Here is a 23,500-nt window from a genome sequence, read left to right as displayed (position 1 = left end):
ATCAATGGTTAATATAACAAAAGAATTAACGGGTGTGCAGAAAGTAGCGGTTTTACTTGTAGGGCTTGGACCGGATGTTTCGGTTGATTTGTTTAAGCAATTGACAGAAGCCGAAATTGACTTGTTGACGATGGAGATTGCGAACGTTCGTCAATTGCCAAACAGTCAGACAGAGGCGATTATTGATGAATTCTATGAAATGATGGTGGGGCAAGATTACCTGAACGAAGGCGGTTTAGGCTATGCTCGGAGCATTTTGGAAAAAGCGTTGGGTAAAGAAAAAGCGATGGAAACCATCGGGCGCTTGTCGAATCGCCTGCAAGTGAAACCTTTTCATTTCGCGAGAAAAGCAGATCCAAACCAGATATTGAATATTCTGCAGCATGAGCATGCGCAAACGATTGCATTGGTTCTATCCTATTTAGACGCCAAGCAATCTTCCGAAATCCTATCCCAGCTCCCTGGCGAAAAACAAGCAGAGGTTGCGCGGAGAATTGCACAGATGGAAAGCACATCCCCTGAAGTTATCTTTCAAATAGAACAGATTTTGGAGAGGAAGCTTTCGGCTTCCGGAACTCAGGATTACACTGCAACTGGCGGAGTGGAGTCGATTGTCCGTGTATTGAATAAGATTGACCTTGGAACAGAGAGAGCAATCCTTTCAGCGCTGGAAAAAGAGAATCCGGATTTGGTTGCGGAAATCAAGAAGCGTTTGTTCGTTTTTGAAGATATTATCAATTTGGATTCCCGATCCATTCAACGGGTTATTCGTGACGTTAACGATACGAATTTAACTTTTGCATTGAAAGTAGCAAGTGATGAAGTAAAAGATGCAATATATGCAAATATGTCAACGCGTCGTGCAGATCTCATCCGTGATGAAATTGATGTGATGGGGCCAGTAAAACTGAAAGATGTAGAAAATGCTCAAACCAGCATCGTTTCGTTAATGAGAAGTCTCGAAGAAAAAGGTGAAATCGCAGTTTCTCGTGGCAAAGGGGATGAGTTGATTGTCTAATATTATCCGCAACCACTCCCAGGCACCTTCTTTAATAAGTGAAAAAAAAATAATTGGCACAAAAAAAATTGAAACAAAAAAACTAGATTTTATTGAAAGAGCAGTTGACTCGCAACAACAAAGAAGAAGTTTACGGGAAGACATTGAACATTTGGATGCTCAAGCAAAGTTATTAAAGGATCAATTAGAAATACAGAAACAAGAAGCTCAGCAAACCATTGAACAATGGTGGGTGGAAAAGCGGGAAGAAGCAGAGCTAGAAGCAAAAAGACTGGCCGAAGAATCGGCTCTACAAGGATTTCAAGCCGGATATGACAAAGGGCTTGCAACAATAGAAGAACAATTTCGACAAAAACGCCAAGAGATGAATAGCTTAATCGAAACAGCGTACTCAGAAAAGGCTCAAATAATTCAACAATCGGAACCGTTCTTGTTATCACTAAGTGTAAAGATTGCTGAAAAAGTAATTAAACAAGAATTAAAGCAAAACGAAGACCAGTTGTTGAATATCATTAAGCAGGCACTTCGGCAAGTTGAAGAAGCAGAAGATGTCATGCTGCAAGTAGCACTCGAAGATTACCCGCTGGTTCTGCCTTTTATGGAAGAGTTGAGAATCTACGTTAAAGCAGATTCTGAATTAAAGTTGGTTCCCACGGCAAGTTTGACGATAGGCGGATGCATGATTCAAACAGCAAGCGGCTCATATGATGCAACTGTGGATAGCCAATTAGAAGAAATCAGAAGACAAATGCTCGCTTATTGTGAGGAGAAAATAAACGATGAACCTATGGGAAGATGAATATGTGTCTTTGCTGGATGAGATGGAACCAGTAAAAAAGCATGGCAAAGTGGTTCAAGTGATTGGACTGACTATCGAGTCCAAAGGCCCTAATGCTAAAATCGGCGAATTGTGTCTGTTGTACCCCAAGCGCAATGAACCGCCAATTGAAGCGGAGGTGGTGGGCTTTAAGGAAAATCGCATTATGCTCATGCCGTTGCAGGATCTTTCGCAGGTCGGTCCCGGATGTCTCGTCGTTGCAACTGGTGGACCGCTTCAAATTAAAGTCGGCCCCACTATTTTAGGTAAAGTGCTCGATGGAACCGGGATGCCTCTTGATGAGAGCTTGCTGCCGCGCGGACTGAAGAAGTATTCGACCAATAATGCACCGCCTAATCCATTAAAACGGCCACGAATTGATAAACCGCTGGAAGTGGGTGTCCGAGCAATTGATGGCTTGCTGACTGTTGGACAAGGACAGCGCGTTGGCGTGTTCGCCGGAAGCGGCGTCGGAAAGAGTACATTGATGGGCATGATTGCCCGCAATACAGAAGCTGATATCAATGTCATTGCATTAGTTGGTGAGCGTGGCCGCGAAGTACGTGATTTCATTGAGCGGGATCTCGGTCCTGAGGGATTGAAGAAATCAGTAGTCGTAGCAGCAACTTCCGATCAGACACCCATGCAGCGAATCAAAGCGGCGTTGACCGCAACCGCGATTGCCGAATATTTCCGTGATCAAGGAAAAAACGTCATGCTAATGATGGATTCGGTTACCCGGTTTGCCATGGCACAGCGGGAAGTTGGACTGGCGGTGGGTGAACCGCCTACAAGTAAGGGTTACACACCGAGCGTTTTCGCCTTGCTGCCTAAGCTTTTGGAGCGTTCAGGCACTTCCAGTAAAGGTTCGATTACTGCTTTCTATACTGTTTTAGTAGATGGTGATGATATGAACGAACCAATTGCAGATGCGGTGCGGGGAATTTTAGATGGCCATATCGTCTTGGACCGCAAAATTGCCCAAAAAGGACAATTCCCTGCGATCAATGTCATGGCAAGCGTCAGCCGGGTCATGCACGAAGTCGTCTCGGCGGAACACCAGCAGGCGGCGCGTGAATTCAAGCGCTTGCTGGCGGCCTATGAAACATCAGAAGATCTGATCAATATCGGTGCATATAAGAGCGGCGCCAATAAAGAAATCGATGATGCAATCCGGTCGCATCCACTGATCAAGGAATACCTGCAGCAGGATATCTATGAAAAAGCCAAACTGGAACAAAGTATAGAACGGTTATCAGCACAATTTGGAGGCGTTTAAACTGACACAATTTAATTTTAGATTTCAAAAGATATTGGATTTAAAGGAAAATGAAAAGGGCTTTGCGCAGATCCAAATGGCCGAAGCCATTAAACAGCATGAAGTAGGCCATCAGCGCAACAGAGCTATTGAAAACAAAATCAGCGATGTGGAGCAATTGAAAAATGCCAAGCAGGAAAAAGGCGTCAATATTTCAGAGTTGAGAATGTTGGAGGAGTATATCCACCAGCTTCAGGATCAGTCACTTTCCTCTAAGCGAGAACTTGAATACTTGCAGAAAAACGTTTCGACATCCCAAGGAGTGCTTCTAAAGAAAACCCAGGAAGAAAAAACGTGGGAAAACTTGAAGCAGCAGAAGCTGAATAGCTTTCAGGAAGCAACTAAAGCTGCCGAACAAAGCTTTTTTGATGAAATGGCGAGCACACGATTTTACCGCTTAACTAAAGCCAGTAACTTAGCGGAAGGAATTTAAACGGATGGAAGCATTAAAACTATCATTACCGAAAACAATTGGTTTTCCAGCAAGTGCGGCTGTTTCTTTACCTGCTGAAGATCAAGGCGTCTTTGCTTCGTTGCTTGCTTCATTAAACATGGAGATGGAGCTTCCAAGTGAAGAGCAGGCACCTGCAGAAGAGTTATTGGCAAGCCTAGAGAATCTCCTGAGCTTTTTGCAGGAAGTGCCTGTTGAAGAACAAACGACGGAACAACAGGAACTTCAATACGCTATTCTTCAGCTGCAGAAGCTTCAAAGTGGAAGTGAAGAAAGTGATTTTTCGAAGCTAAACGTGATGGATGGAATTAAAGAGAATGCAACAGAGACAGCGGACAAACTGTTTACGCTGCTTGAGAACATCCAGCAGAAACTGAAAATACTCTCCGACAAATTTACTACAGAATTCGCCGATCTTCCTGTTTTTAAGGGGGTTGAAGAAAAAAAGACTGGCTCTAATTTCATTAGTCTGCCTCAAATCTCTAAACAGCTGGATGAGCTAATTAATATGCTTGAAAAAGAGCAGCACGCGGCTTTGACGGTTCAGCAGAAAAAAACGACTGGCCAAGAGTTGCCGTTTTTGCCGCAATTAGAAGGAGTAAAGTCTGTAAAAGATAGCCCGAGATTTATGCATGAAGCGCTGAAACCGATCAATGAACTTCAAAGAGTCTCTGTTGAAACCCAAGGAAGTCAACAAAAAGCTGAGGCGGTAGAAGTTCTGTCTGCTGTCAAACCTCAAAATGCAGAAGAGCTTCAAACTACTAAAGCGCCTGAAGTAAAAGTGCTCGAAACCAAAGCTCCTCAAGAAACACCGGTGCAGGTACCTGCAACCACGGTACCTGAGGCTGCTAAATCCATGAGCAACCCTGTTCGGATAGAAACCACCCCGCCGCCTTCACCAGTTGTTCGACTATCGAATCTGCTGGAAGATTTGGGTGGGATGCTGAAAAGCTCAATGCGTTTGGCAGACAGCTCTGAAGGCATGAAGATGCGGGTTAACATTTTTCCAGAGCATCTCGGCCATCTTGAAATCCTGTTGACTTCGACCAACGGAAAACTGGCCGCTCAAATCATGGCAAGTACTCCGATGGCGAAAGAGGCACTTGAACTTCAACTAAATCAACTGAGAATTTCATTGGTTCAGCAAGGAGTCGCAGTAGAAAAAATTGAAGTGCTGCAGCAGGATCCTCAGTCGCCATTTGGACAGACTGGCAATCAAGCCGAACAACGCTTTTCTCAGCAGCAACAGCGAAATGGTACTGCTGGACGAAATAAAAACAGTTATTTGCAGCTGGAAGAAGAAAAGGCAGCCGAACGGCAGCCTTCAGTGGGTCAATTAATGAAAGTGGATTATACAGTATAAAAGAAAGGGTGTTTGAATGAATATCTCGACAGCGACTACCGGATCGGCTGCTGCATCAACACCGGCTGCTAAGACGGAAGCAACAAATGCATTAGGACAAGATGCTTTCTTGAAAATCCTGGTGACTCAAATGAAGCACCAAGATCCAATGGAGCCGTTGAAAGACACCGAATTTATTGGCCAGATGGCACAGTTTACGAGCTTAGAGCAATTGACCAACTTAAATAAAACGATGACGCAATTTGTCAGCAATCAAGGAACTTCTTCGTTAGCGGATTATGCGCATTTAATTGGTACTTCGGTTAAATGGGAATCAGAAACGGGCTCAGGAGAAGGCGTTGTCAAAGCCTTGTCGAGCAAGAATGGCGAATTGATGGCCGAAATTGAAGGCACGGATGTAAAAGTCCAAATTGAATCGATTCAAAGGATTGAAAAACAACCAGCAAGCACAAATGGACAAGAAATCGTCTGACCCCGAGTGGTCAAAAGAGGATTCTTGAAAGGGGAAAATTAAATGTTACGTTCAATGTATTCAGGTGTATCAGGCATGAAGAACTTCCAAACAAAATTAGATGTTATCGGGAACAATATCTCTAACGTCAATACGATCGGCTATAAGAAAAGTACAATCAACTTTCAGGATTTGCTGAGCCAAAACATGTCGAACAGCGGCGCTAATCCAATGCAAGTAGGTCTGGGGTCAGCTTCAGCTTCAATCAATGTAAATCATAACGCAGGTTCTGCCATGACTACAGGGGTCGGCACAGATTTGGCAATTATGGGTGACGGATTTTTTGTAGTTCAGGATCCAGAAGCAGCTGCTGGAGGACAATACTTAACTCGTTCTGGTAATTTTACAGTTACTGAGGCTGGAAATCTGGTTACAGCTCAAGGATATAATGTTTTAAATAGTAACGGACAGGCCATTAATGTAGCAGGTTACGATTCTTTCAGCATCAATCGCGCGGGTGAAGTAATTGGAAGGCAAGCGAATGGAGCAGAAACTACCATTGGTTCTGTTGGTATTTCAACTCCGCCAAATCCAGAAGGGCTCCGGAAAGTTGGAGGATCTCTATACGAAATGACAGGAGCTGCAGGTGGCGCTCTTGCTATAGGCACAGCAACTGCTGGAAACACTGAAATTAGTTCAGGGATGTTGGAAATGTCAAATGTGGATCTTACCGAAGAGTTTACGGAAATGATTATTGCGCAGCGTGGATTCCAAGCCAATTCTCGTACAATCACCACTTCTGATGAAGTTCTGCAAGAAGTTATTAACTTGAAACGATAAAGGAGGGACGGTTAAGGTAAAGGAGTTTTCCTGACCTTGACATTCTAAATGATTAATTTGACTAGATTAAATCAATCCTCAATCACTTTGAATGCTATATACATTGAAAGATTGGAAGCAATTCCAGATACCGTAGTAACGTTGACTTCGGGCAAAAAAGTACATGTTTTGGAATCCATAGACGAAGTGACTGGAAAAGTGACTGATTATTATCGAGAAATTAACATTTTACCTCGTTTACAAGAACTAAACTTGATGGAATGAGGAGAGAAAAGCTGTGACAGAGGGTTTATCCGATAAAAATATCGAGAAGCTGCTTTCGACGTTAGACACAGAGAAACTAGCTCCAAAAACAAAAGACCGAAATGTTCGAACTTATGACTTCAAAAAAGCCTTACGTTTTTCACAGGATCAAACACGTACCTTGACTCGTATTCATGAAAACTTTGCACGTTTATTAACTTCTTATTTTTCGATTCAATTGCGGGCATTTGTACAAATTTCCGTTTCAGCGGTTGAACAGATTTCATATGAGGAATTTATTCAGAATGTGCAGCAAAAATCAATTTTAGGTGTGTTTGAAGCTGCGCCACTTCAAGGCAGTATGGCTATGGAATTTTCTCCAAATGTCGCAAATGTGATGTTCGACCGGCTGCTTGGAGGCCAAGGCAAAGTGCTGCTGAAGAGCAGTGATTTGACGGAAATTGAAGTAAGTATTATTGAAAGAGTGTTTATAAAAGCGTTAGAAAACTTTCAGGAAGTTTGGGCCTCAGTCATTGAATTGTCTCCTGAATTAAAAGAAATAGAAATAAATCCACAATTTTTAACAATCTCTCCTCCAAACGAAACAGTGATTCTCGTTTCTTTGCAGACAAAAATTGGAGATGTAGAAGGCATTATTAATATTTGCCTCCCCCACGTGGTGCTGGAGCAAGTATTGCCTAAATTATCTGCCCGCCATTGGCTAGCTAATCAGAAAAAAGAAATTGAGAATCATGAACTGGAAGCCTTAGAGAAAAAATTGCAAAGTACCAAATTAGAGATTAAAGCTATTTTAGGCAGATCAAAAATCGATATCGGGGACTTCTTGAAACTAAAAGAAGGCGATGTCATTCGATTAAACGAATCCTATGATTCTTCGGTTACAGTTCTCGTCGATGGAAAACAAAAGTTTTTTGCGCAGCCTGGGGTTTCTAAAGGCCGATTAGCCATTCAAGTAACAGACGTGTTTGCAGAAGGAGACGTATTCGATGACAACTGATAAATTATCTCCAGATGAAGTTAAGGGATTGTTAGGTCAACAAACTAAAAGTACGAAATTGAAAAACCAAAGTTCATTGTCTAAATCGGAAACTGAAGTTTTAACAGAGTTATTAACCGTATCACTTGGCGGCTCTGCTACTGTCTTATCTCCTATTTTTGGGGAAGGAGTAACCGTTTCGGCTCCTATACTGTCTGTGATCGAAAGGGATCATTTATTATCCGATACAGTGGCTCCATTTTTTATTGTCCTGGGTGAATATGCAGGAGGAATCAAAGGCATACAGATTCTTTCAATCAATAAAGAAGAAGTTTCAGCTGCAGCAGAATTAGTCGATTCGAGCAGTAATGAAGATGCAGATAAACAGTTTCAAGTTATACAAGACTTTATCCAAGAAATGTTTAACTCAGTTTCAAGTTCCTTATCAAAAGTGCTGGAATGTGAAATTGTTCATTCGTTATCGGGAATGGATACAGTTGAACGTCATGAAGATTTTCGAGTGGGAAATTTTACGAATGAAGAGTGGTTTGTAGAAGCCGCCTTTGAAATTAAGATTAGCAACCTCCATAAATTGAACCTTCATTTATGTATCCCGATTCGATTAGCAAAACAGATGGTTGGAATTTTGGCAGATTCCTTTGAAGAGGAAGAGGAAGAAGCAGCAGAGGAGACTCAAATAATGCCCTATCAAACAGATAAAAACTCAACAGAATCAGAATCAATAACACAAAAAAGCCACGTGACGGATCAAGCCGCATCACCTCAAATCCAGAATGTCCAATTTTCCAGTTTTGATGAACCGGAGTCTACTGATTCTGAACCGAATAACCTGAATATGCTCTTGGATATTCCGCTTCAAGTAACCGTAGAACTGGGGCGTACAAAACGCATGGTCAAAGAAATACTGGAAATCTCACAAGGTTCCATCATTGAACTGGATAAATTGGCTGGTGAACCCGTCGATATCCTGATCAATAACAAGCTCATCGCTGTCGGGGAAGTGGTCGTCATTGACGAGAACTTTGGAGTCCGCGTAACAGATGTGCTAAGTACAGCCGAACGCATCTCGAAACTGCGTTAATGCCTGATAGAAGGAGTCTACCAAGATTGAACAAATCATATTTCTTAACCATTCCCCTAATCCTGGCGGCTCTGTTTTTCAGTGCACTATTGTCGGCACCCTCTGTACAGGCCAGTCCGAATGTGGTGGAATGGCTGAACAATGAAGAGCCTACAGGAGAAATACCGGAGGAAAGTATCGATGTGGCAACGGTAGAGGAAAAAAGCCTTGCCGGCATCATCGTGCAATTGGTGCTTTACACACTTCTGATTGTTGCGATGATTTATGGGTTGATCAAGTTTCTTGCAGCTCGCCAGAAAAACTTCCAGCCCAATCAGGCAGTCAAATTGATGGGCGGTACGCCGCTCGGCAACAATAAGTCGCTGCAATTAGTGAAAGTTGGCGGCCAGATGTATTTGATTGGTGTCGGGGATGAAGTAACTTTGATCAAGGAATTCTCGGATGCTGCAGAAATCAGCGGCATTGAAAAAGACTTTGAACAACAGCAGCCTGCAATGTCGAAAAATCTAATCGACTTTACGAAAAAGAAAATTGGTCATATTTCAAAAAAACCGCAAAAGAAGGGCTTTGATCAGTTGTTTAAGCAAAGCCTGAACAAACAGCAAGCTAAACAAGAAGCATTGCAGCAAGATCTTGAACAAAAAAGACAAGATAAGGAAGGACGTCCGCTATGATTCCGGAAATATTATCATCCATTAATATTCCGGGCATCGATTTTGGCGTAGAATCACCTGAAGATGTTTCAACGACGCTTCAATTGTTTTTCTTGTTGACTATTTTGTCGCTGGCACCGGGGATTCTAATTATGATGACCAGTTTTACACGGATCATCATTGTTTTGTCTTTTGTTCGAACTGGGCTCGGAACCCAATCAATGCCGCCGAACCAAGTATTGGTCGGTTTGGCCCTGTTCTTAACGTTTTTCATCATGTCGCCGATCGCGATGGAGATGAATGAAACTGCCCTTCAGCCTTACTTGGATGGGGACATGGAGCAGCAAGAAGCACTCGATACTGCCATCATCCCGTTGAAGGAATTCATGGCTCAAAACACACGGGAAAAAGATTTGGCTTTGTTCTTCAAATATGCAGAATTAGAAAAGCCCGACAGCATTGAAGAGATTCCGTTGACTTCATTGATACCCGCGTTTGCCATCAGTGAGCTGAAAACAGCTTTCCAGATTGGCTTTGTCATTTTTATTCCTTTTTTGATCATTGATATGGTTGTCGCCAGTACGCTGATGGCGATGGGAATGATGATGCTGCCGCCGGTCATGATTTCATTGCCATTTAAGATTTTGCTGTTCGTCCTAGTGGATGGCTGGTATTTAATAATCGAATCGCTGCTTGTCAGCTTTTGACGAAGGGAAGAAAACGATGACTCCAGATATGGTGATCAAACTAGCTGAACAATCGATTTTTACAATTATCCTTATATCCGCTCCCATGCTGCTGATTGCACTGGCTGTTGGATTATTGGTTAGTGTCTTCCAAGCGATGACGCAAATCCAGGAACAGACGCTGGCGTTCATTCCGAAAATACTGGCGGTCTTCATTTCACTGGTAGTCTTTGGGCCATGGATGCTCACTTTGCTTCTGGATTACACTCGAAACTTGTTTCAGCAGCTGCCAAGAATCATCGGGTAAGCGGCGATGGAAACGATTTTTGACATACTGCCTTATTTTTTATTGATGCTTATTCGCTTAACTAGTTTTTTTCTGATTGCTCCAATTTTCTCGATGCGGGGAGTACCAACACAATTTAAAATCGGCATCGCTGCTTTTCTGGCATATGTTGCCGTTTCGACTTTGCCAATGGGGGACACTATCCCGCTTGACTCTTCTTACCTTTTATTAATCATGAAAGAACTTGGAACAGGATTGGCACTTGGCTTTACAGCAGCACTGCTGTTATATGCAGTGCAAATTGCAGGGGCTTTCATCGATTTTCAGATGGGTTTTTCAATGGCCAATGTTCTAGACCCACAGACGGGCGCACAGGTACCGATTATGGGCCATTTCAAGTACATGATGGCGCTGTTGTTCCTGTTGACTGCCAACGGCCACCATTTGATGCTGGACGGCGTCATGCAGAGCTTACGTGTGTTTCCGGTGGAACGGCTGGCGATTACAGTGAAAGCGGAAGGCATTGCCCAGTTCATGACAGGCTTGTTTACGGATATGTTTCTGATTGCGCTGCAAATCGCGCTGCCGATTGTTGGTGCCTTGTTTCTAGTGGATATCGCACTCGGCATTTTGGCGAAAACAGTGCCGCAGTTGAATATTTTCGCTGTTGGTCTGCCGCTGAAAATCTTTGTCGGTTTTATCATGGTTTTTCTGACCTTGCCTGTATTCTTTTATATTTTACAAATTCTCTTCGAGAAAATTTTAGTGAGCATGGCTCAGCTGATCAGTTTATTAGGAGGAACGTAAGTAGTGAAAAGGTATCCCCTGGACCTGCAGTTTTTTGCCGGTGAAAAAACTGAAAAAGCGACGCCGCAAAAACGCCAGGAATCCAAGCGGAAAGGCCAAGTAGCCAAAAGCCCCGAAGTTGCAGCAGCCATGATCATCCTTGGCGGAATCATGTTGCTGAATTCACTTGGCGGCTGGATGCTCGACCGGATCTTGGCTATTTACCGCATCCATTTTACGCAATATATTTCCTGGGAAATAACGCCCGCGACAATCCGGACCTTATTTGAGCAGATGGCCATGAATGCATTTTTGCTGATGTTGCCCATCATGCTGATTGGTGTAATTTTCGGCTTTCTCGGCAACTTCATTCAAGTAGGCGCCATCTTTTCAACCGATCCCATTATGGCCAAGCTGGAAAGGCTGGATCCGGTCAAAGGAGCGAAACGGATCTTCTCGGTTCGCGCCTTGGTCGAATTGGGGAAATCCTTGCTGAAGATTGCCATTATCGGAGGCGCTGCTTTCGGTGTGTTGTGGCTTGGCAAGGAAGAACTGTTTTCCCTATCTCAAAAAAGCATCAGTTATTCTTTATCTTTCATCGGTTCTTTAGTGGTTCAGATGGGGCTCGTGGCAGGCATCATCTTGTTGTGTCTATCCATTCTGGATTATATCTACCAGAAATATGAGTTTGAAAAAGGCATACGGATGTCCAAGCAGGACATCAAAGATGAATACAAAAAAGCGGAAGGCGATCCGCTGATCAAATCAAAAATAAAAGACAAGCAACGGCAAATGAGCATGAATCGGATGATTCAGGATCTGCCGGGCGCGGATGTGCTGATCACCAATCCGACGCATTATGCAATCGCCATCAAATACGATGCCGAAACGATGGCAGCTCCGGTCATTATCGCGATGGGCAAAGATCACTTGGCTTTAAAGATCAAAGAAAAAGCAAAAGAACTTGGAATTGTGACGATGGAAAATAAGCCTCTCGCACGTGCATTGTATGCCCAAGTTGAAATTGGGGATACCGTGCCGGAAGATCTGTTTCTGGCCGTGGCAGAGGTATTAGCATATATTTACCGACTAAAAGGAAAAATCCGATGAACTGGAAAGAGGAGGGAACCGCGTGAAATTTAGAGATTATGCCATCATGGTAGCCGTCATAATGATTGTTGTTATGATGGTCATCCCTCTTCCGCCGCTCTTATTAGATGTATTGATCATGATCAATATCAGCCTCGCATTAACCATCTTGTTAGTGGCGATGAACACAAAAGAACCATTGCAATTTTCTATTTTTCCTACTTTATTATTACTGACTACTTTATTCCGTCTGGGCTTGAACGTTTCGACCACACGCTCGATCTTGACCAACCAAACCGGCGGACAGGTTATTGAGACATTCGGTTCGTTTGTGGTCGGAGGAAGTGCCATTATCGGGATTTTGGTGTTCTTAATCCTCGTCATCATTCAGTTCTTGGTTATCACAAAAGGTTCGGAACGAGTAGCAGAAGTCGCTGCACGGTTTACGCTCGATTCGATGCCTGGTAAGCAAATGAGCATTGACGCCGATCTTGGCGCCGGAATGATTTCTGATCAGGAAGCCAAGAGCCGCCGCGAGAAAGTCAGCTCGGAAGCGGATTTCTACGGAGCTATGGATGGTGCCAGCAAATTCGTTAAAGGGGACGCCATAGCCGGTATCATTATCACAATCATCAATATTATTGGCGGTTTGCTGATCGGTGTTATGGTCCACCAATTACCGTTTGGAGAAGCAGCCCAGCTGTTTGCCTTGCTGTCGATTGGAGATGGCTTGGTTTCCCAGATTCCAGCTCTGTTGATCTCCACTGCTATGGGTATCGTCGTGACACGTGCGGTATCGGATGGCAATTTAGGATCGGATATCACGAGACAGTTGTTCGCTTATCCGAAAATGCTATATATTGTCGCAGCTACATTGGTAATGTTTGCAGTCTTTACACCAATCAGCCCGATGCTGGTCGTACCGATTGCAGGCGTCATCGCTTATGGGGCTTTCCAAATGCAGAAAACCTTGAAGTCTGAGGAAAAGCAGGAAGTGGAAGTAGGCAAGGACGAGAAAGAGCTGGAAGGGATGAAAAGCCCGGAAAGCGTCATCGACTTATTGCATGTTGATGCGATTGAATTTGAGTTTGGGTATGGCCTGATTCCAATTGCCGATAAAAACCAAGGCGGCGATTTGCTGGACCGCGTCATCATGATTCGCCGGCAGTGTGCAATGGAACTCGGCATTGTCGTCCCAGTTATCCGGATTCGCGACAACATTCAACTGCAGCCCAATGAATACGTCATCAAGATTAAAGGCAACCGGGTAGCGTCAGGCGAAATTATGCTCGACCATTATTTGGCCATGAGCCCAGGAATTGAGGACGAAGCGGTGGAAGGCATCGAAACGATTGAACCTGCTTTCGGTATGCCAGCGCTTTGGGTCGATGAAGACATGAAAGAAGAAGCGGAAATGGCGGGCTACGCCATTGTGGATCCTCCATCTGTCGTCTCTACTCATTTGACGGAAGTCATCAAGCGCCATGCCCATGAATTGATTGGCAGGCAGGAAGTCAAATCGTTGATTGAAAACGTACGGGAAACCTCACCTGCAGTGGTGGAGGAATTGGTGCCGCAGCTGATGACCATCGGTGAAGTGCAGAAAGTGCTGATGAAGTTGTTGAAAGAGAAAGTATCGATCCGTAATTTACTCGTTATTTTGGAAACATTGGCTGATTATTCTTCACAGACCAAAGATACGGATTTGCTGACAGAATACGTCCGTCAGGCCCTATCAAGGCAAATCACGTTGCAATATGCTACTCAGAAAGAACCTTTGCAAGTTATTACAGCGGGAGCGAGCTTAGAGAAGAAGTTCGCCGATTCCGTACACCGGACAGAACAGGGCAATTACTTGTCCATCGATCCAGAATCATCCCAGGCGATTTTCCAGAAGATAACCGAACAGGCTGGGCAGCTTCAGCAAACCGGTGTACAGCCGATTCTGCTGACGTCTCCTGCTATCCGAATTTATATGAGGCAGTTTGTGGAACGTTTTGCACCTGACCTGCCGGTGCTGTCCTATAACGAATTGGAACCAGAGATCGAAATTCAAAGTGTTGGAGTGGTTAACATCTCATGAGGCTGAAAACATATATCGTCGGCACGATGACTGAAGCGATTCCAATGATTAAACGGGATCTGGGCGCAGATGCCTTGATCCTGAACACAAAAAAAATTAAAACCGGCGGCTTTCTAGGCTTTTTCCAGAAAGATAAATTGGAAGTTACTGCTGCCGTTGATCCGGTAGTGAAGCAGGAGGTTCAGCCGGAACCGAAGGAAATGGAATTGCGGAAAACCAAGCCGTTGGTGAATATAACACCGGAGACAGAATCGGCAGCTGAACTGATCAACGAATTGAAAAACATTAAACAGTTTATGGTCCAGCAATTGACGGAAGAAGCTTTGCCGGAGGCGCTTCAGTTGTTAAAACAACGACTGGCAACTCAGGAAGTGGCGGCGGATATCCAAACGGAATTGCTGGCGACGCTGATAGCCCGGATCGAAGGAGAAGCTAACCATACGTCAGAGTATTTAGAGCGGCTGGCTCGTGAAGAACTGGTTGAAATGATTGCTCATCATCAGCCGCAAACCACTCTTCAAGATCCTGAAATCATTTGTTTTATTGGTCCGACAGGTGTAGGGAAAACAACTTCCATTGCCAAAATCGCTGCAGATTATATGCTGACAAAAGATAAAAAAGTTGGATTGATCACTGCCGATACATACCGGATTGCAGCTGTCGAGCAATTGAAGACTTACGGCAGCATTTTGAATATCCCTGTCAAAGTGGTCGAGTCGGCGGGTGATTTAAAGAAAGCCATCAGCGACTTTGCGGGCTGTGACATCATTTTGATGGATACAGCTGGACGCAATTATCAGCAGAAACACTATATTGATGAACTCGAACGGTTATTGCCGGACAATCATAAAGTGCAAATCAATCTGGTGTTAAGCTTGACTGCGAAATATGAAGACATGAAAAAGATTATTGATAATTTCCAATCAATCGCTATGGATGAACTGCTTCTGACAAAGAAGGACGAAACGAGTTCTTCTGGTGCGATCCTAAACCTGATCCATCATTATGGTATTCCTGTTCGCCATATTGCCAACGGACAAAATGTACCAAACGATATATTGGCAGTTACTCCTGAATTAGTGGCAGATTTTATATTGGGGGAAGAAAATCATGCGTGATCAGGCAAATGGATTAAGGGAAAAAATGAGAATGAAGCAATCCGAAAAACCTGAGCGCAAATCTATTAAAAAAACCAGGGTATTGGCAATCACCAGCGGCAAAGGGGGAGTAGGGAAATCCAATTTCGCTCTGAACTTTGCACTAAGTCTGGTGGAGCAAAATAAGAAAGTGCTGATTTTCGATGTCGACCTTGGATTTGCCAATATTGACGTACTGCTCGGACGAACGCCACAGGAAACTATAGCTACGATGATTGAAAAAGATTTGGCTGCACAAGACATCATTGAAGAAGGTCCCAATGGCCTGCTATTCATATCTGGAGGCAATGGTTTTAGTGACCTATTCAGCATGGATGACCTAAAATTGGAGAAGTTTTTTAAGGAATTGAGCGCGCTGCAGGGAAAAGTGGACTACATTATCCTCGATACTGGAGCAGGTTTGTCCTACGAAAACCCTCGTTTTATCCTTGCTGCAGATGATGTGATCTTGGTCACGACTCCTGAGCCAACGTCAATCACCGATGCTTATTCGGTCGTTAAGATGGTCCAGGGCAGAGATCCGAATGTTCATATGAAACTCGTAGTCAATCAATGCATCAGCGTACGAGAAGGACAACGGACAGCCGATAATTTTAAACAGGTAGCTCAGCAGTTTCTGGGTAAAGAAATTGAGGCATTGGGTTTTATTCCAAGCGATGCACATATTCCGGAAGCTGTGAAAAAGCAGCATCCCTTGCTGTTGGCTTATCCAAGCAGTGAAGCGGCAACAGCAATTCGTAAAATGGCTAGTGAATTTTTAGAATTGCCGGCACCGTATAAATTAGGACTTAAAGGATTTATTATGAAAATCCTTTTCAAATAAAAGCGGTGTTGCCGCTTGGGAATGGTGTTGAAAATCTTGCTGAATCATAACTTATCAAAAGAAGAGCTTGCCTATTGGGGTGATTGGCAACAACATCGGAATCCGGAGGCTGGGGACTACCTGGTTGAACAGTATCTTCCTTTGGTTGATTACGTGATTCAACGGTTCATGATCAGTCTGCCAAAAACTGTGGAAAAAGACGATATCCGCAGCTATGCTTACGAAGGTTTACTTGATGCCTTGAGTAAATTCAACATTGAACGGGATTTGAAATTTGAAACTTACGCTTCCTGGCGGATTAAAGGGGCAATCATTGATGGTTTGCGCCATAGTGACTGGCTTCCCCGGTCTGTACGGGATAAAGTGAAAAAAATTGAAAAAGCCTATCTTCTGCTAGAGCAGGAAAATGAAGCCGCCGTATCCGACGAACAGGTCAGCTCGTATTTAGGAATCACCAAAGCCGAACTCAATAAAACCGTTTCTGAAGCGGCATTATCGACCATGATTTCAATGGACGACGAGAACTTTGAAGAACAAGGGGCACTGGGGCAGTATCATGTCGATTCACCCGAGCGCCACTTGTCAGATCAGATGACTAAAGAATCACTTGTCCGAGCCATTGAACGACTTCCGGAAAAAGAAAAAATTACCGTTTCCTTGTGTTATTTTGAAGAAATGAAATTAACCGAAATCGCAGAAATCCTCAACGTTAGTGTATCGAGAGTATCGCAGCTTCATTCTAAGGCAATGCTTCGATTGCATGCTTCTATTTTATCTGTGCACGATCGTTTTTAAGATGTAAACTACGAAACAGAAGGTCTGGGTGATGACTATGGAGTGGCTATTAATTGCGGGAATCATCTTGTTGATGCTAATGAATATAAAACTGATGCTATCCGTTAAAAAGCAGCAGATAGACGAAGAAGAACCAGCTGAAATTCACGAAAGTATGGCGGAGTTTGTGGCACAGCTTGAAAAAGAAAATGATGAACTTTACGATAAATTAACTGCCTATATTAAGGACAACGAATTGCAGCTGGCAGAACGAATCGAACGCTTGGAAGAAAACCTTGCTTCTGATTTCGAAGAAGCACCCCAACTGGCTTCTATAGAAACGGAAAAGGTGCTTCAGCTTTCCAAGCAAGGATTTTCTTCCAAGCAAATCGCCAAAGTACTCCAAGTCGACTACGGGAAAGTCGAGCTCGTTGTCAATATGAATAACAAGCAACAAGGGAATTTTAAAGAAGATGAGGTGCTGTAATTGCGCATTGACAGCCAAAGTAATATCCAGAAAGAAAGGTTACCGGTACAAGCAACGGGAAATAAAAATGGCGATCTTTTTTTGAATGCCATGAAAAAATCCCAGTCAAAGCTTCACAATGATTCGCTGAACCAATTAATGGAGCGCGTGGACGTACAAGGACAAAAACTTTCCAACCAGCGGACACTTGAAAATTTGATAAATTACAAGCAGGCGGTCAAACAATTTGTCAGCGAGTCCACCCGCCATGGTCTGCATTTATCTGACGAACAAAGCCAAATGCCGGGCGGCGGAATGAAGTCTCATCAAATCATTAAAGTAATTGATAAGAAATTGATTGAAATCCAAGACCAAGTATTGAATAATGAAGAAGCAGGTATTGGTACTTTAGATCTAGTAGGGGAAGTTAAAGGTCTGCTTATCAATTTATATATGTGAATACGATTATCTAGTAATAGGAGGGCAGAGATGGACAATAACCGCCGTGAGTTTTTTCGATTATGGTTCGATGATTCAATTGAAGGTTACGTTTCAGTTAAAGGGGCAGAACTTGTTCCTGTAAAAATTTACAACATAAGTGCGGGCGGACTAGGATTTTATTCTAAGGTTAGCAATGCTTTGAATGAATCGATCATTTGTCATTTTAAAGTTCTAGAAGGATCTTTTGCATTAGCAGGTTCTATTGTCCGGAAAATTCCTCAAAAAGATAAGGAAATAATTGAATACGGTGTTGAGTTTTCTGTAGACCAAGGAACTTCTTCAGAATTATTCAAGCAGTTAAACTATTACCAGATCCGCCAACGTAAAGGATTACTGGCCGAATAAAATCATATGTTAATAAAAAAAGAACAGGCCCTTGAGGTCTGTTTTTTTGTGCGTGAAATTCTAACAGGTGAAGTTCTTCTTTTGATAGGAGGAATTCCGATAGAAAAAAGAGAAGTAATAGCCATACAAAAAAAGAGAAGGTGGAAAACATGCAAGCACCGGCTGAAATCCTTACCGTTTGGCGGCAGTTTGACGGATTTCCGATGGAGACCTTGACTAAAGCTTGGTACTACCAGCGTTCAGGCGAGCAGAAGCAGCGCGATGTAGAGTTGATGAAGCATCATCGCACGCAATATGGCATTACCGGTAATTGTTTTGACCTGGCGATTTGGCTGCTTTCCGCTTTTGATGATGCGGGAATAAAAGCGTATCCGATTGGCAGTGAGCTTGGTACAGAGCAAGCTCATGCAGCTATTATGGCTGCAGATTCGGCTGGACGCAGATTCCTCTGTGATTTAGGGGACCAGTGGATACAGCCGATCCTCATCGATGCAGATAGCCCTAATTTTAACGGGGACAGACTGGCTGGTTTTTTTCCGGGAGCAGAAGTTCAAGTGAAACCGGCTGATCAAGGAGTCGAAGTAATTTATTACCGGCCGAACGGCAAACAGTCCGATCAGGTCTATGCGACAGTACCGGTTGAGCGGTCGGAATTTTTAAGGGCTGCCGAGTATTCTCAACACCATATCCATACAGAGCCATTGGTCGAGATCCGATTGCAGCAAGAAGATGAAACTGTTCATTGGGAGTTCGATAATTGGAAGAGTTTTTTAAGCACCGGTACGGGACTTTACCCGGATAGCCCGATTGAGACGTTGGAAGAATGGGTGGAAAGAATCCATGAGAAAACGCATTATAACAAAGAATTTCTAAGAGAATCCTTAGGGTTTTACCGGAGGCTCAATCTGGGAAGCAGTGAATGAGGAGACAGGGGAGTTAAAATGATCAAAGCCGTTATTTTTGATTTGGATGGAACTTTACTAGACCGGGATGCTTCACTGGCATCATTTATAGAAGACCAGTATACCCGGTTAGCTGCGTACTTTCAGCATATACCGAAGGTTCAATTCATCAAACGTTTTATCGAACTGGATGCCAAGGGCTATGTCTGGAAAGATCAAGTTTATCAACAATTAATCGAAGAATTTTCGATTAAAGAGATTGATTGGCCAAGCTTACTGGAGGATTATGTGAAAAATTTCAGCTCTCATTGCATACCGTTTCCGAATTTAGACAATATGCTGAATCAACTGGCAACAAACTCCCTTCGTTTAGGAATGATTACAAACGGCAAAGGGCAATTCCAAATGGACAATATACTGGCCTTGGGAATCAAAGATTATTTTGATGAAATTCTTATCTCTGAATGGGAAGAGATGGCTAAGCCCAATCCAGCTATTTTTCAGAAAGCCTTAGCTGGTTTCGGCCTATCTCCGGCTGAAGCTGTCTATATTGGAGATCATCCGAAAAATGATATACAGGCAGCAGGAGCAGTCGGCATGAACACGCTTTGGAAAAAAGACCGGCATTGGAACTGTCTGAATGCAGATGGAGAAATTGAGGATTTAAGTGAAATTACTGAATGGATTGAACGCTTCAACTCCAAGACAGCAGAATCAGCTTTAAAATGAAGGAAAGAGAATCAGCTGTACGTCATGCTGGAGAAGAATGCGCGATAGGAGAAAAGGGCAGGTGAAGTGCAGCATGGAACTAAAGACGCAATTACAGTTTGAACTGACTGAGTTTGCAGATAACCAAGCATCGGACCGCATACCGGCTATAGGAAACTATGATTACTGGCTTCTGCTGATGGAATATTTTCTGGCTAAATCCGATACGTTTGAAATCCATTGTTTTAACGAAGAAGCAGCAGCCATTGAGGAGCTCACTTCAAGCTTCCCTGGCTTGTTCGATATTGACAAAAAGGGAGGGATGACCATCTTTTCTGGTCTTCTGACACTGGAAATCGCACAATTTCTAATGAGCCATCACGTGAGCGAAAAGAAAATGCTAAAATGGTTTTCAGTCTTTTTAAGCAGAGGAGAACAACATATTTTCTCATCGGAACATTGGGGCACTGAATTTTTCGTTCCGGATGTGACGGAAGAAGATCTGTTGTTCATCAAACACGTGGCACCGTATGGCACTCATTTTAACGAATACACGTAATGAAATGTACCAGTCAACAGAGAAATTATTGAAGAAACTAAGAACCGGTCATAAAAATGGCTGGTTTTTTGTTAGGCTGGAAGAAAGAGGAGGGCAAGAATGGAAACAGAAAAAATAAGCGTTTACGATGAACATGGAAGCCAGCAAGGGATAGCTACACGGCAGGCTGTTCATGAAAAAGGATATTGGCATGAAACCTTTCACTGCTGGGTGGTTAGCCGTCAAGACGGCAGAGATGTGATTTATCTGCAATTGCGCAGTGAAGGCAAGAAGGATTTTCCCGGGCTTTTCGATATCACAGCGGCAGGTCATTTATTGGCGGATGAAACTGTTGAAGACGGCGTCCGGGAAGTGCGAGAAGAACTCGGTCTCGAAGTGAATCTTGAAGAACTGATCTATTTAGGAATCATCAAAGATCAGCTGGCAATAGACGATTTCCTGGACAATGAACGTTGCCACTGCTTTTTATACAAGGGCAGAGGAAACATTGACGATACCTTCAAGTTGCAGCTTGAAGAAGTATCCGGCATGGTGAAACTTGAATTTGAAGAATTGTCTGCTTTGATTAAAGGGGAGAAAGAAGAAGTTCAAGTGGAAGGCTTTGAAGCAACTATGAATGGCCGCAACATGTTAAAGAAAATGATTAGCTTGAAGGATCTGGTTCCCCACAGTCCCGAGTATTTGAAAAAAATCACCGAATTGATCGGACAACAATTAGACGAAACCGAATCTCATACAAAATAGTTATTTAGATTATATAAAGTGAAGCGGCATTGCCTTTTTACAGGCAATGCCGTTTCTTTATTGTATCGAAATTTTTTCATGTAACTAGCGTGAATCTTATTTTATGCTTTTCTAATTCAAGTAATACAAAGCAGAGGAAATCAGCAAGCCCCCGATACAATAAATCAAACCGATTTGTAAGAAAGCTTTTTGATTTGGAAAATGATGCTGGTATTCCACTGACTCCACAGCGCGTTTTTCACTTTCCCTTATCAGCTGATCTTTTTTATTTACTTTTGCAAAAAAGTTTCGAGTACTTTTCAAGAATGCTGAAAAAAACTGCCCTTCGATTAAAAGCATTACAAAATAGACTATGATCAGTAAAAGACCGACCAAAAATACAGCGTCAAACCAAGTCGCAACAGTCCAATGCCTATATAGGAAGAAAGGCAAAATTAATGAGCTGCCCAGTGAAACTAGAAATAAAATTCTGTTGAAATTCATCCATGCCGCCCCTTTTTTTCATAAATAAAGATTACCATGTAATTTATATATTTGAAAATTTAAACATCTTGTTGCCTATTCTTGAAATAACAATTATGATTAGAAAGAATTATCAAAAAAATTGGGGGGTAAGAAAATGGGGAGAAAGAGAAAAACACAGATTTTCATGATCATGATTGCATTTGTTTTATTCTTATCAGGTTGCAACTTCAATTCTTCCGAAAGTTCAAGTGAAGAAAATGCAGCAGCAGAAGGAGAAGCTGGGCAAGTATTGAACATTTCTACCACAGCGGATATTCCCACTTTAGATTCCACCAAAGCACATGACGGCATTGCATTCACGGTTTTGAATAATGTGAATGAAGGTCTTTATCGTCAAGATGAAAATCACGAACCAATTGAAGCTCTAGTAACGGAACATACAGAAAATGAAGATCAAACCGTCCATACATTCACGTTGCGCGATTCAAACTGGAGCAACGGAGATCCAGTTACTGCTCAGGATTTCGAATATGCCTGGAAGCGCGTTATGAAAGATGCAAGTCCTTATAATTTTATGTTCGTAACAGCAGGCATCAAAAATGCTGAAGCGATTATGAACGAAGAGATGGATGCAGAAGAATTAGGTGTTAAAGCAATCGATGAAAAAACATTGGAAGTTACGTTGGAAGCAGCGAATCCGTTGTTCCAGTCGTTGATGACATTCCCGACTTTCTTGCCTCAAAACCAGAAATTCGTTGAAGAACAAGGCGACCAATATGCATTGGAAGCAGAGAATATTTTATTTAACGGACCATTCACATTGACTGACTGGACGCATGAACAAGGTTGGAAGTATGAAAAGAACGAAGATTACTGGGATGCAGAAACAGTTCAGTTGGATGCGATCAATGCCTATGTGGTAAAAGATCCAGCAGCCGGCATCAACTTGTATGAAACGAATAAAGTGGACCGCATTGTTTTGAGTTCTGAAGCTGTTGACCAAAACAAAGACGACGCAAATTTTGAAACAATCCTGGAACCGGAAATCATCTTCCTGCGTTTTAACCATAACCATCCGGTACTGGGCAACAAAAATATTCGCCAGGCAGTTAATATGGCGATCGACAAAGAAAGCCTGACTGACGTCATTTTGAAGAACGGTTCTACAGCATTAAACGGTGTGGTTCCAAAAGGATTCTTTAAATCTCCATCAGGCGAAGATTTCCGTGACTTGAACGGGGACTTCAATACCGGAACAGTTGAAGAAGCTCAAGCGCTTTGGGAAAAAGGCTTAGAGGAAACAGGAGCAACAGACGTAACGGTATCCATCAACATTGCAGATTCTGAAGACCATAAAAAAGTGGCTGAGTACATCCAGGCGCAATTGGAAGACAATCTTCCAGGATTTAAATTGGACATCAAAGCCGTTCCTTTCGCACAACGTTTAGAGATTGAAAAAGCGATTGAGTATGATTTGTCTCTATCTTCATGGGGGCCTGATTACAGCGACCCGATGACTTACTTGGATATGTGGCTTGAAGGCGGATCGGCTAACCGCATGGATTACACAAATGCCGAATTGGAAGAATTGGTAGCAGCAGCAAGAACGGAAACAGACCTTGAAGCTCGTTACCAAATGCTGTTGGACATTGAGAAAATCTTGTTAGAAGAAGACGCAGCGATTGTGCCGCTTTACCAAGAAGGTGCCGCTGTCTTAAAGAGAAGCAAGATTAAAAATCTATTGGTGCATCCGACTGGAGCTTCATTCTCCTATAAATGGGTGACGATCGAAGAATAGAGAACAGGTTTACAGCTTACAAATACGAGGGTGTAGCCGTTTGGCGGACGCCCTCGTATTTTTGATGGCTTGGGC

General features: G+C 43.0%; 28 protein-coding genes. 27 read left to right on the top strand and 1 reads right to left on the bottom strand.

All coding sequences use genetic code 11. From position 1 onward, the window contains the following. Nucleotides 1-4 precede the first annotated feature (4 nt). From fliG to FQV26_RS16020, 26 genes are all read left to right on the top strand, one after another. The gene (gene fliG, locus FQV26_RS16145) at nucleotides 5-1,018 is read left to right on the top strand and encodes a flagellar motor switch protein FliG (protein WP_146558760.1); all 1,014 of its coding nucleotides are present in this window, start codon (nucleotides 5-7) and stop codon (nucleotides 1,016-1,018) included. Then, nucleotides 1,011-1,817 carry a FliH/SctL family protein gene (locus FQV26_RS16140; protein WP_146558758.1) on the top strand — a complete coding sequence of 269 codons (807 nt, stop codon included), beginning with the start codon at nucleotides 1,011-1,013 and terminating at the stop codon, nucleotides 1,815-1,817. The genes fliG and FQV26_RS16140 overlap by 8 nt, the downstream gene beginning before the upstream one ends. Then, on the top strand, nucleotides 1,798-3,114 hold the full coding sequence (gene fliI / locus FQV26_RS16135; protein ID WP_146558756.1) for a flagellar protein export ATPase FliI: 1,317 nt from the start codon (nucleotides 1,798-1,800) through the stop codon (nucleotides 3,112-3,114). The genes FQV26_RS16140 and fliI overlap by 20 nt, the downstream gene beginning before the upstream one ends. After that, the gene (fliJ, locus tag FQV26_RS16130) at nucleotides 3,101-3,586 is read left to right on the top strand and encodes a flagellar export protein FliJ (protein WP_146558754.1); all 486 of its coding nucleotides are present in this window, start codon (nucleotides 3,101-3,103) and stop codon (nucleotides 3,584-3,586) included. Before fliI ends, fliJ begins: the two co-directional genes overlap by 14 nt. Nucleotides 3,587-3,590: 4 nt before the next feature. After that, nucleotides 3,591-4,967, top strand: coding sequence for a flagellar hook-length control protein FliK (locus tag FQV26_RS16125; protein WP_146558752.1), 1,377 nt, complete (start codon nucleotides 3,591-3,593; stop codon nucleotides 4,965-4,967). A 16-nt stretch (nucleotides 4,968-4,983) separates the two neighbouring features. After that, nucleotides 4,984-5,439: a flagellar hook capping FlgD N-terminal domain-containing protein gene (locus tag FQV26_RS16120; RefSeq protein WP_146558750.1), complete on the top strand. Its 456-nt coding sequence runs from the start codon at nucleotides 4,984-4,986 to the stop codon at nucleotides 5,437-5,439. 42 nt (nucleotides 5,440-5,481) lie between these two features. Continuing rightward, nucleotides 5,482-6,258, top strand: coding sequence for a flagellar basal-body rod protein FlgF (gene flgF / locus FQV26_RS16115; protein ID WP_146558748.1), 777 nt, complete (start codon nucleotides 5,482-5,484; stop codon nucleotides 6,256-6,258). Between the two features lie 48 nt (nucleotides 6,259-6,306). Next, a complete protein-coding gene (locus tag FQV26_RS16110) occupies nucleotides 6,307-6,522 on the top strand; it encodes a flagellar FlbD family protein (RefSeq protein ID WP_146558746.1) in 216 nt (71 codons plus the stop codon). 13 nt (nucleotides 6,523-6,535) lie between these two features. Beyond that, complete coding sequence (gene fliM, locus FQV26_RS16105) at nucleotides 6,536-7,519, top strand: flagellar motor switch protein FliM (protein ID WP_146558744.1); 984 nt, start codon at nucleotides 6,536-6,538, stop codon at nucleotides 7,517-7,519. Further along, nucleotides 7,509-8,600, top strand: coding sequence for a flagellar motor switch phosphatase FliY (gene fliY, locus FQV26_RS16100; protein ID WP_146558742.1), 1,092 nt, complete (start codon nucleotides 7,509-7,511; stop codon nucleotides 8,598-8,600). The genes fliM and fliY overlap by 11 nt, the downstream gene beginning before the upstream one ends. A gap of 26 nt (nucleotides 8,601-8,626) precedes the next feature. Next, entirely contained in the window at nucleotides 8,627-9,274 is a 648-nt protein-coding gene (locus tag FQV26_RS16095) for a flagellar biosynthetic protein FliO (protein WP_261384371.1), read from the top strand. After that, nucleotides 9,271-9,960 (top strand): flagellar type III secretion system pore protein FliP, encoded by a 690-nt coding sequence (gene fliP / locus FQV26_RS16090; RefSeq protein WP_146558739.1) that lies wholly within the window; start codon nucleotides 9,271-9,273, stop codon nucleotides 9,958-9,960. Before FQV26_RS16095 ends, fliP begins: the two co-directional genes overlap by 4 nt. Before the next feature lie 16 nt (nucleotides 9,961-9,976). Further along, on the top strand, nucleotides 9,977-10,246 hold the full coding sequence (gene fliQ / locus FQV26_RS16085) for a flagellar biosynthesis protein FliQ (protein WP_146558737.1): 270 nt from the start codon (nucleotides 9,977-9,979) through the stop codon (nucleotides 10,244-10,246). A gap of 6 nt (nucleotides 10,247-10,252) precedes the next feature. Beyond that, complete coding sequence (fliR, locus tag FQV26_RS16080) at nucleotides 10,253-11,032, top strand: flagellar biosynthetic protein FliR (RefSeq protein WP_146558735.1); 780 nt, start codon at nucleotides 10,253-10,255, stop codon at nucleotides 11,030-11,032. 3 nt (nucleotides 11,033-11,035) lie between these two features. Next, nucleotides 11,036-12,121, top strand: coding sequence for a flagellar biosynthesis protein FlhB (flhB, locus tag FQV26_RS16075; RefSeq protein ID WP_146558733.1), 1,086 nt, complete (start codon nucleotides 11,036-11,038; stop codon nucleotides 12,119-12,121). Between the two features lie 22 nt (nucleotides 12,122-12,143). Next, nucleotides 12,144-14,183, top strand: a complete 2,040-nt coding sequence (gene flhA, locus FQV26_RS16070; protein ID WP_146558731.1) for a flagellar biosynthesis protein FlhA — start codon at nucleotides 12,144-12,146, stop codon at nucleotides 14,181-14,183. Then, nucleotides 14,180-15,301 carry a flagellar biosynthesis GTPase FlhF gene (gene flhF / locus FQV26_RS16065; protein ID WP_146558729.1) on the top strand — a complete coding sequence of 374 codons (1,122 nt, stop codon included), beginning with the start codon at nucleotides 14,180-14,182 and terminating at the stop codon, nucleotides 15,299-15,301. The genes flhA and flhF overlap by 4 nt, the downstream gene beginning before the upstream one ends. Then, the gene (locus FQV26_RS16060; RefSeq protein WP_146558727.1) at nucleotides 15,294-16,163 is read left to right on the top strand and encodes a MinD/ParA family protein; all 870 of its coding nucleotides are present in this window, start codon (nucleotides 15,294-15,296) and stop codon (nucleotides 16,161-16,163) included. Before flhF ends, FQV26_RS16060 begins: the two co-directional genes overlap by 8 nt. Before the next feature lie 36 nt (nucleotides 16,164-16,199). Further along, nucleotides 16,200-16,958: a FliA/WhiG family RNA polymerase sigma factor gene (locus tag FQV26_RS16055; protein ID WP_146558725.1), complete on the top strand. Its 759-nt coding sequence runs from the start codon at nucleotides 16,200-16,202 to the stop codon at nucleotides 16,956-16,958. A 31-nt stretch (nucleotides 16,959-16,989) separates the two neighbouring features. After that, nucleotides 16,990-17,424, top strand: a complete 435-nt coding sequence (locus tag FQV26_RS16050) for a DUF6115 domain-containing protein (protein WP_261384370.1) — start codon at nucleotides 16,990-16,992, stop codon at nucleotides 17,422-17,424. Further along, nucleotides 17,425-17,862, top strand: a complete 438-nt coding sequence (locus tag FQV26_RS16045) for a YaaR family protein (RefSeq protein ID WP_146558723.1) — start codon at nucleotides 17,425-17,427, stop codon at nucleotides 17,860-17,862. It begins immediately after the preceding gene. Between the two features lie 30 nt (nucleotides 17,863-17,892). Continuing rightward, nucleotides 17,893-18,249, top strand: a complete 357-nt coding sequence (locus FQV26_RS16040; RefSeq protein WP_146558721.1) for a PilZ domain-containing protein — start codon at nucleotides 17,893-17,895, stop codon at nucleotides 18,247-18,249. Between the two features lie 149 nt (nucleotides 18,250-18,398). Further along, nucleotides 18,399-19,172, top strand: coding sequence for a hypothetical protein (locus FQV26_RS16035; protein ID WP_146558719.1), 774 nt, complete (start codon nucleotides 18,399-18,401; stop codon nucleotides 19,170-19,172). 18 nt (nucleotides 19,173-19,190) lie between these two features. Continuing rightward, nucleotides 19,191-19,880, top strand: coding sequence for an HAD family hydrolase (locus tag FQV26_RS16030; RefSeq protein WP_146558717.1), 690 nt, complete (start codon nucleotides 19,191-19,193; stop codon nucleotides 19,878-19,880). 73 nt (nucleotides 19,881-19,953) lie between these two features. Continuing rightward, on the top strand, nucleotides 19,954-20,418 hold the full coding sequence (locus tag FQV26_RS16025; protein ID WP_146558715.1) for a hypothetical protein: 465 nt from the start codon (nucleotides 19,954-19,956) through the stop codon (nucleotides 20,416-20,418). A gap of 99 nt (nucleotides 20,419-20,517) precedes the next feature. Beyond that, the gene (locus FQV26_RS16020; RefSeq protein WP_146558713.1) at nucleotides 20,518-21,162 is read left to right on the top strand and encodes an NUDIX hydrolase; all 645 of its coding nucleotides are present in this window, start codon (nucleotides 20,518-20,520) and stop codon (nucleotides 21,160-21,162) included. 111 nt (nucleotides 21,163-21,273) lie between these two features. On the opposite strand, the gene FQV26_RS16015 is transcribed toward FQV26_RS16020, so the two are convergent. After that, nucleotides 21,274-21,645: a DUF3899 domain-containing protein gene (locus FQV26_RS16015; RefSeq protein WP_146558711.1), complete on the bottom strand. Its 372-nt coding sequence runs from the start codon at nucleotides 21,643-21,645 to the stop codon at nucleotides 21,274-21,276. Nucleotides 21,646-21,781: 136 nt separating this feature from the next. Here FQV26_RS16015 and FQV26_RS16010 point away from each other — a divergent pair, with 136 nt between their 5' ends. Then, a complete protein-coding gene (locus FQV26_RS16010) occupies nucleotides 21,782-23,425 on the top strand; it encodes a peptide ABC transporter substrate-binding protein (RefSeq protein WP_146558709.1) in 1,644 nt (547 codons plus the stop codon). The last annotated feature ends 75 nt before the right edge of the window (nucleotides 23,426-23,500 follow it).

It is taken from the genome of Planococcus sp. CPCC 101016, assembly GCF_007859295.1.
Classification (GTDB): domain Bacteria; phylum Bacillota; class Bacilli; order Bacillales_A; family Planococcaceae; genus Planococcus.
Note: the sequence above shows the minus strand (reverse complement) of the source record. Positions and strands in the feature narration are given on the sequence as shown.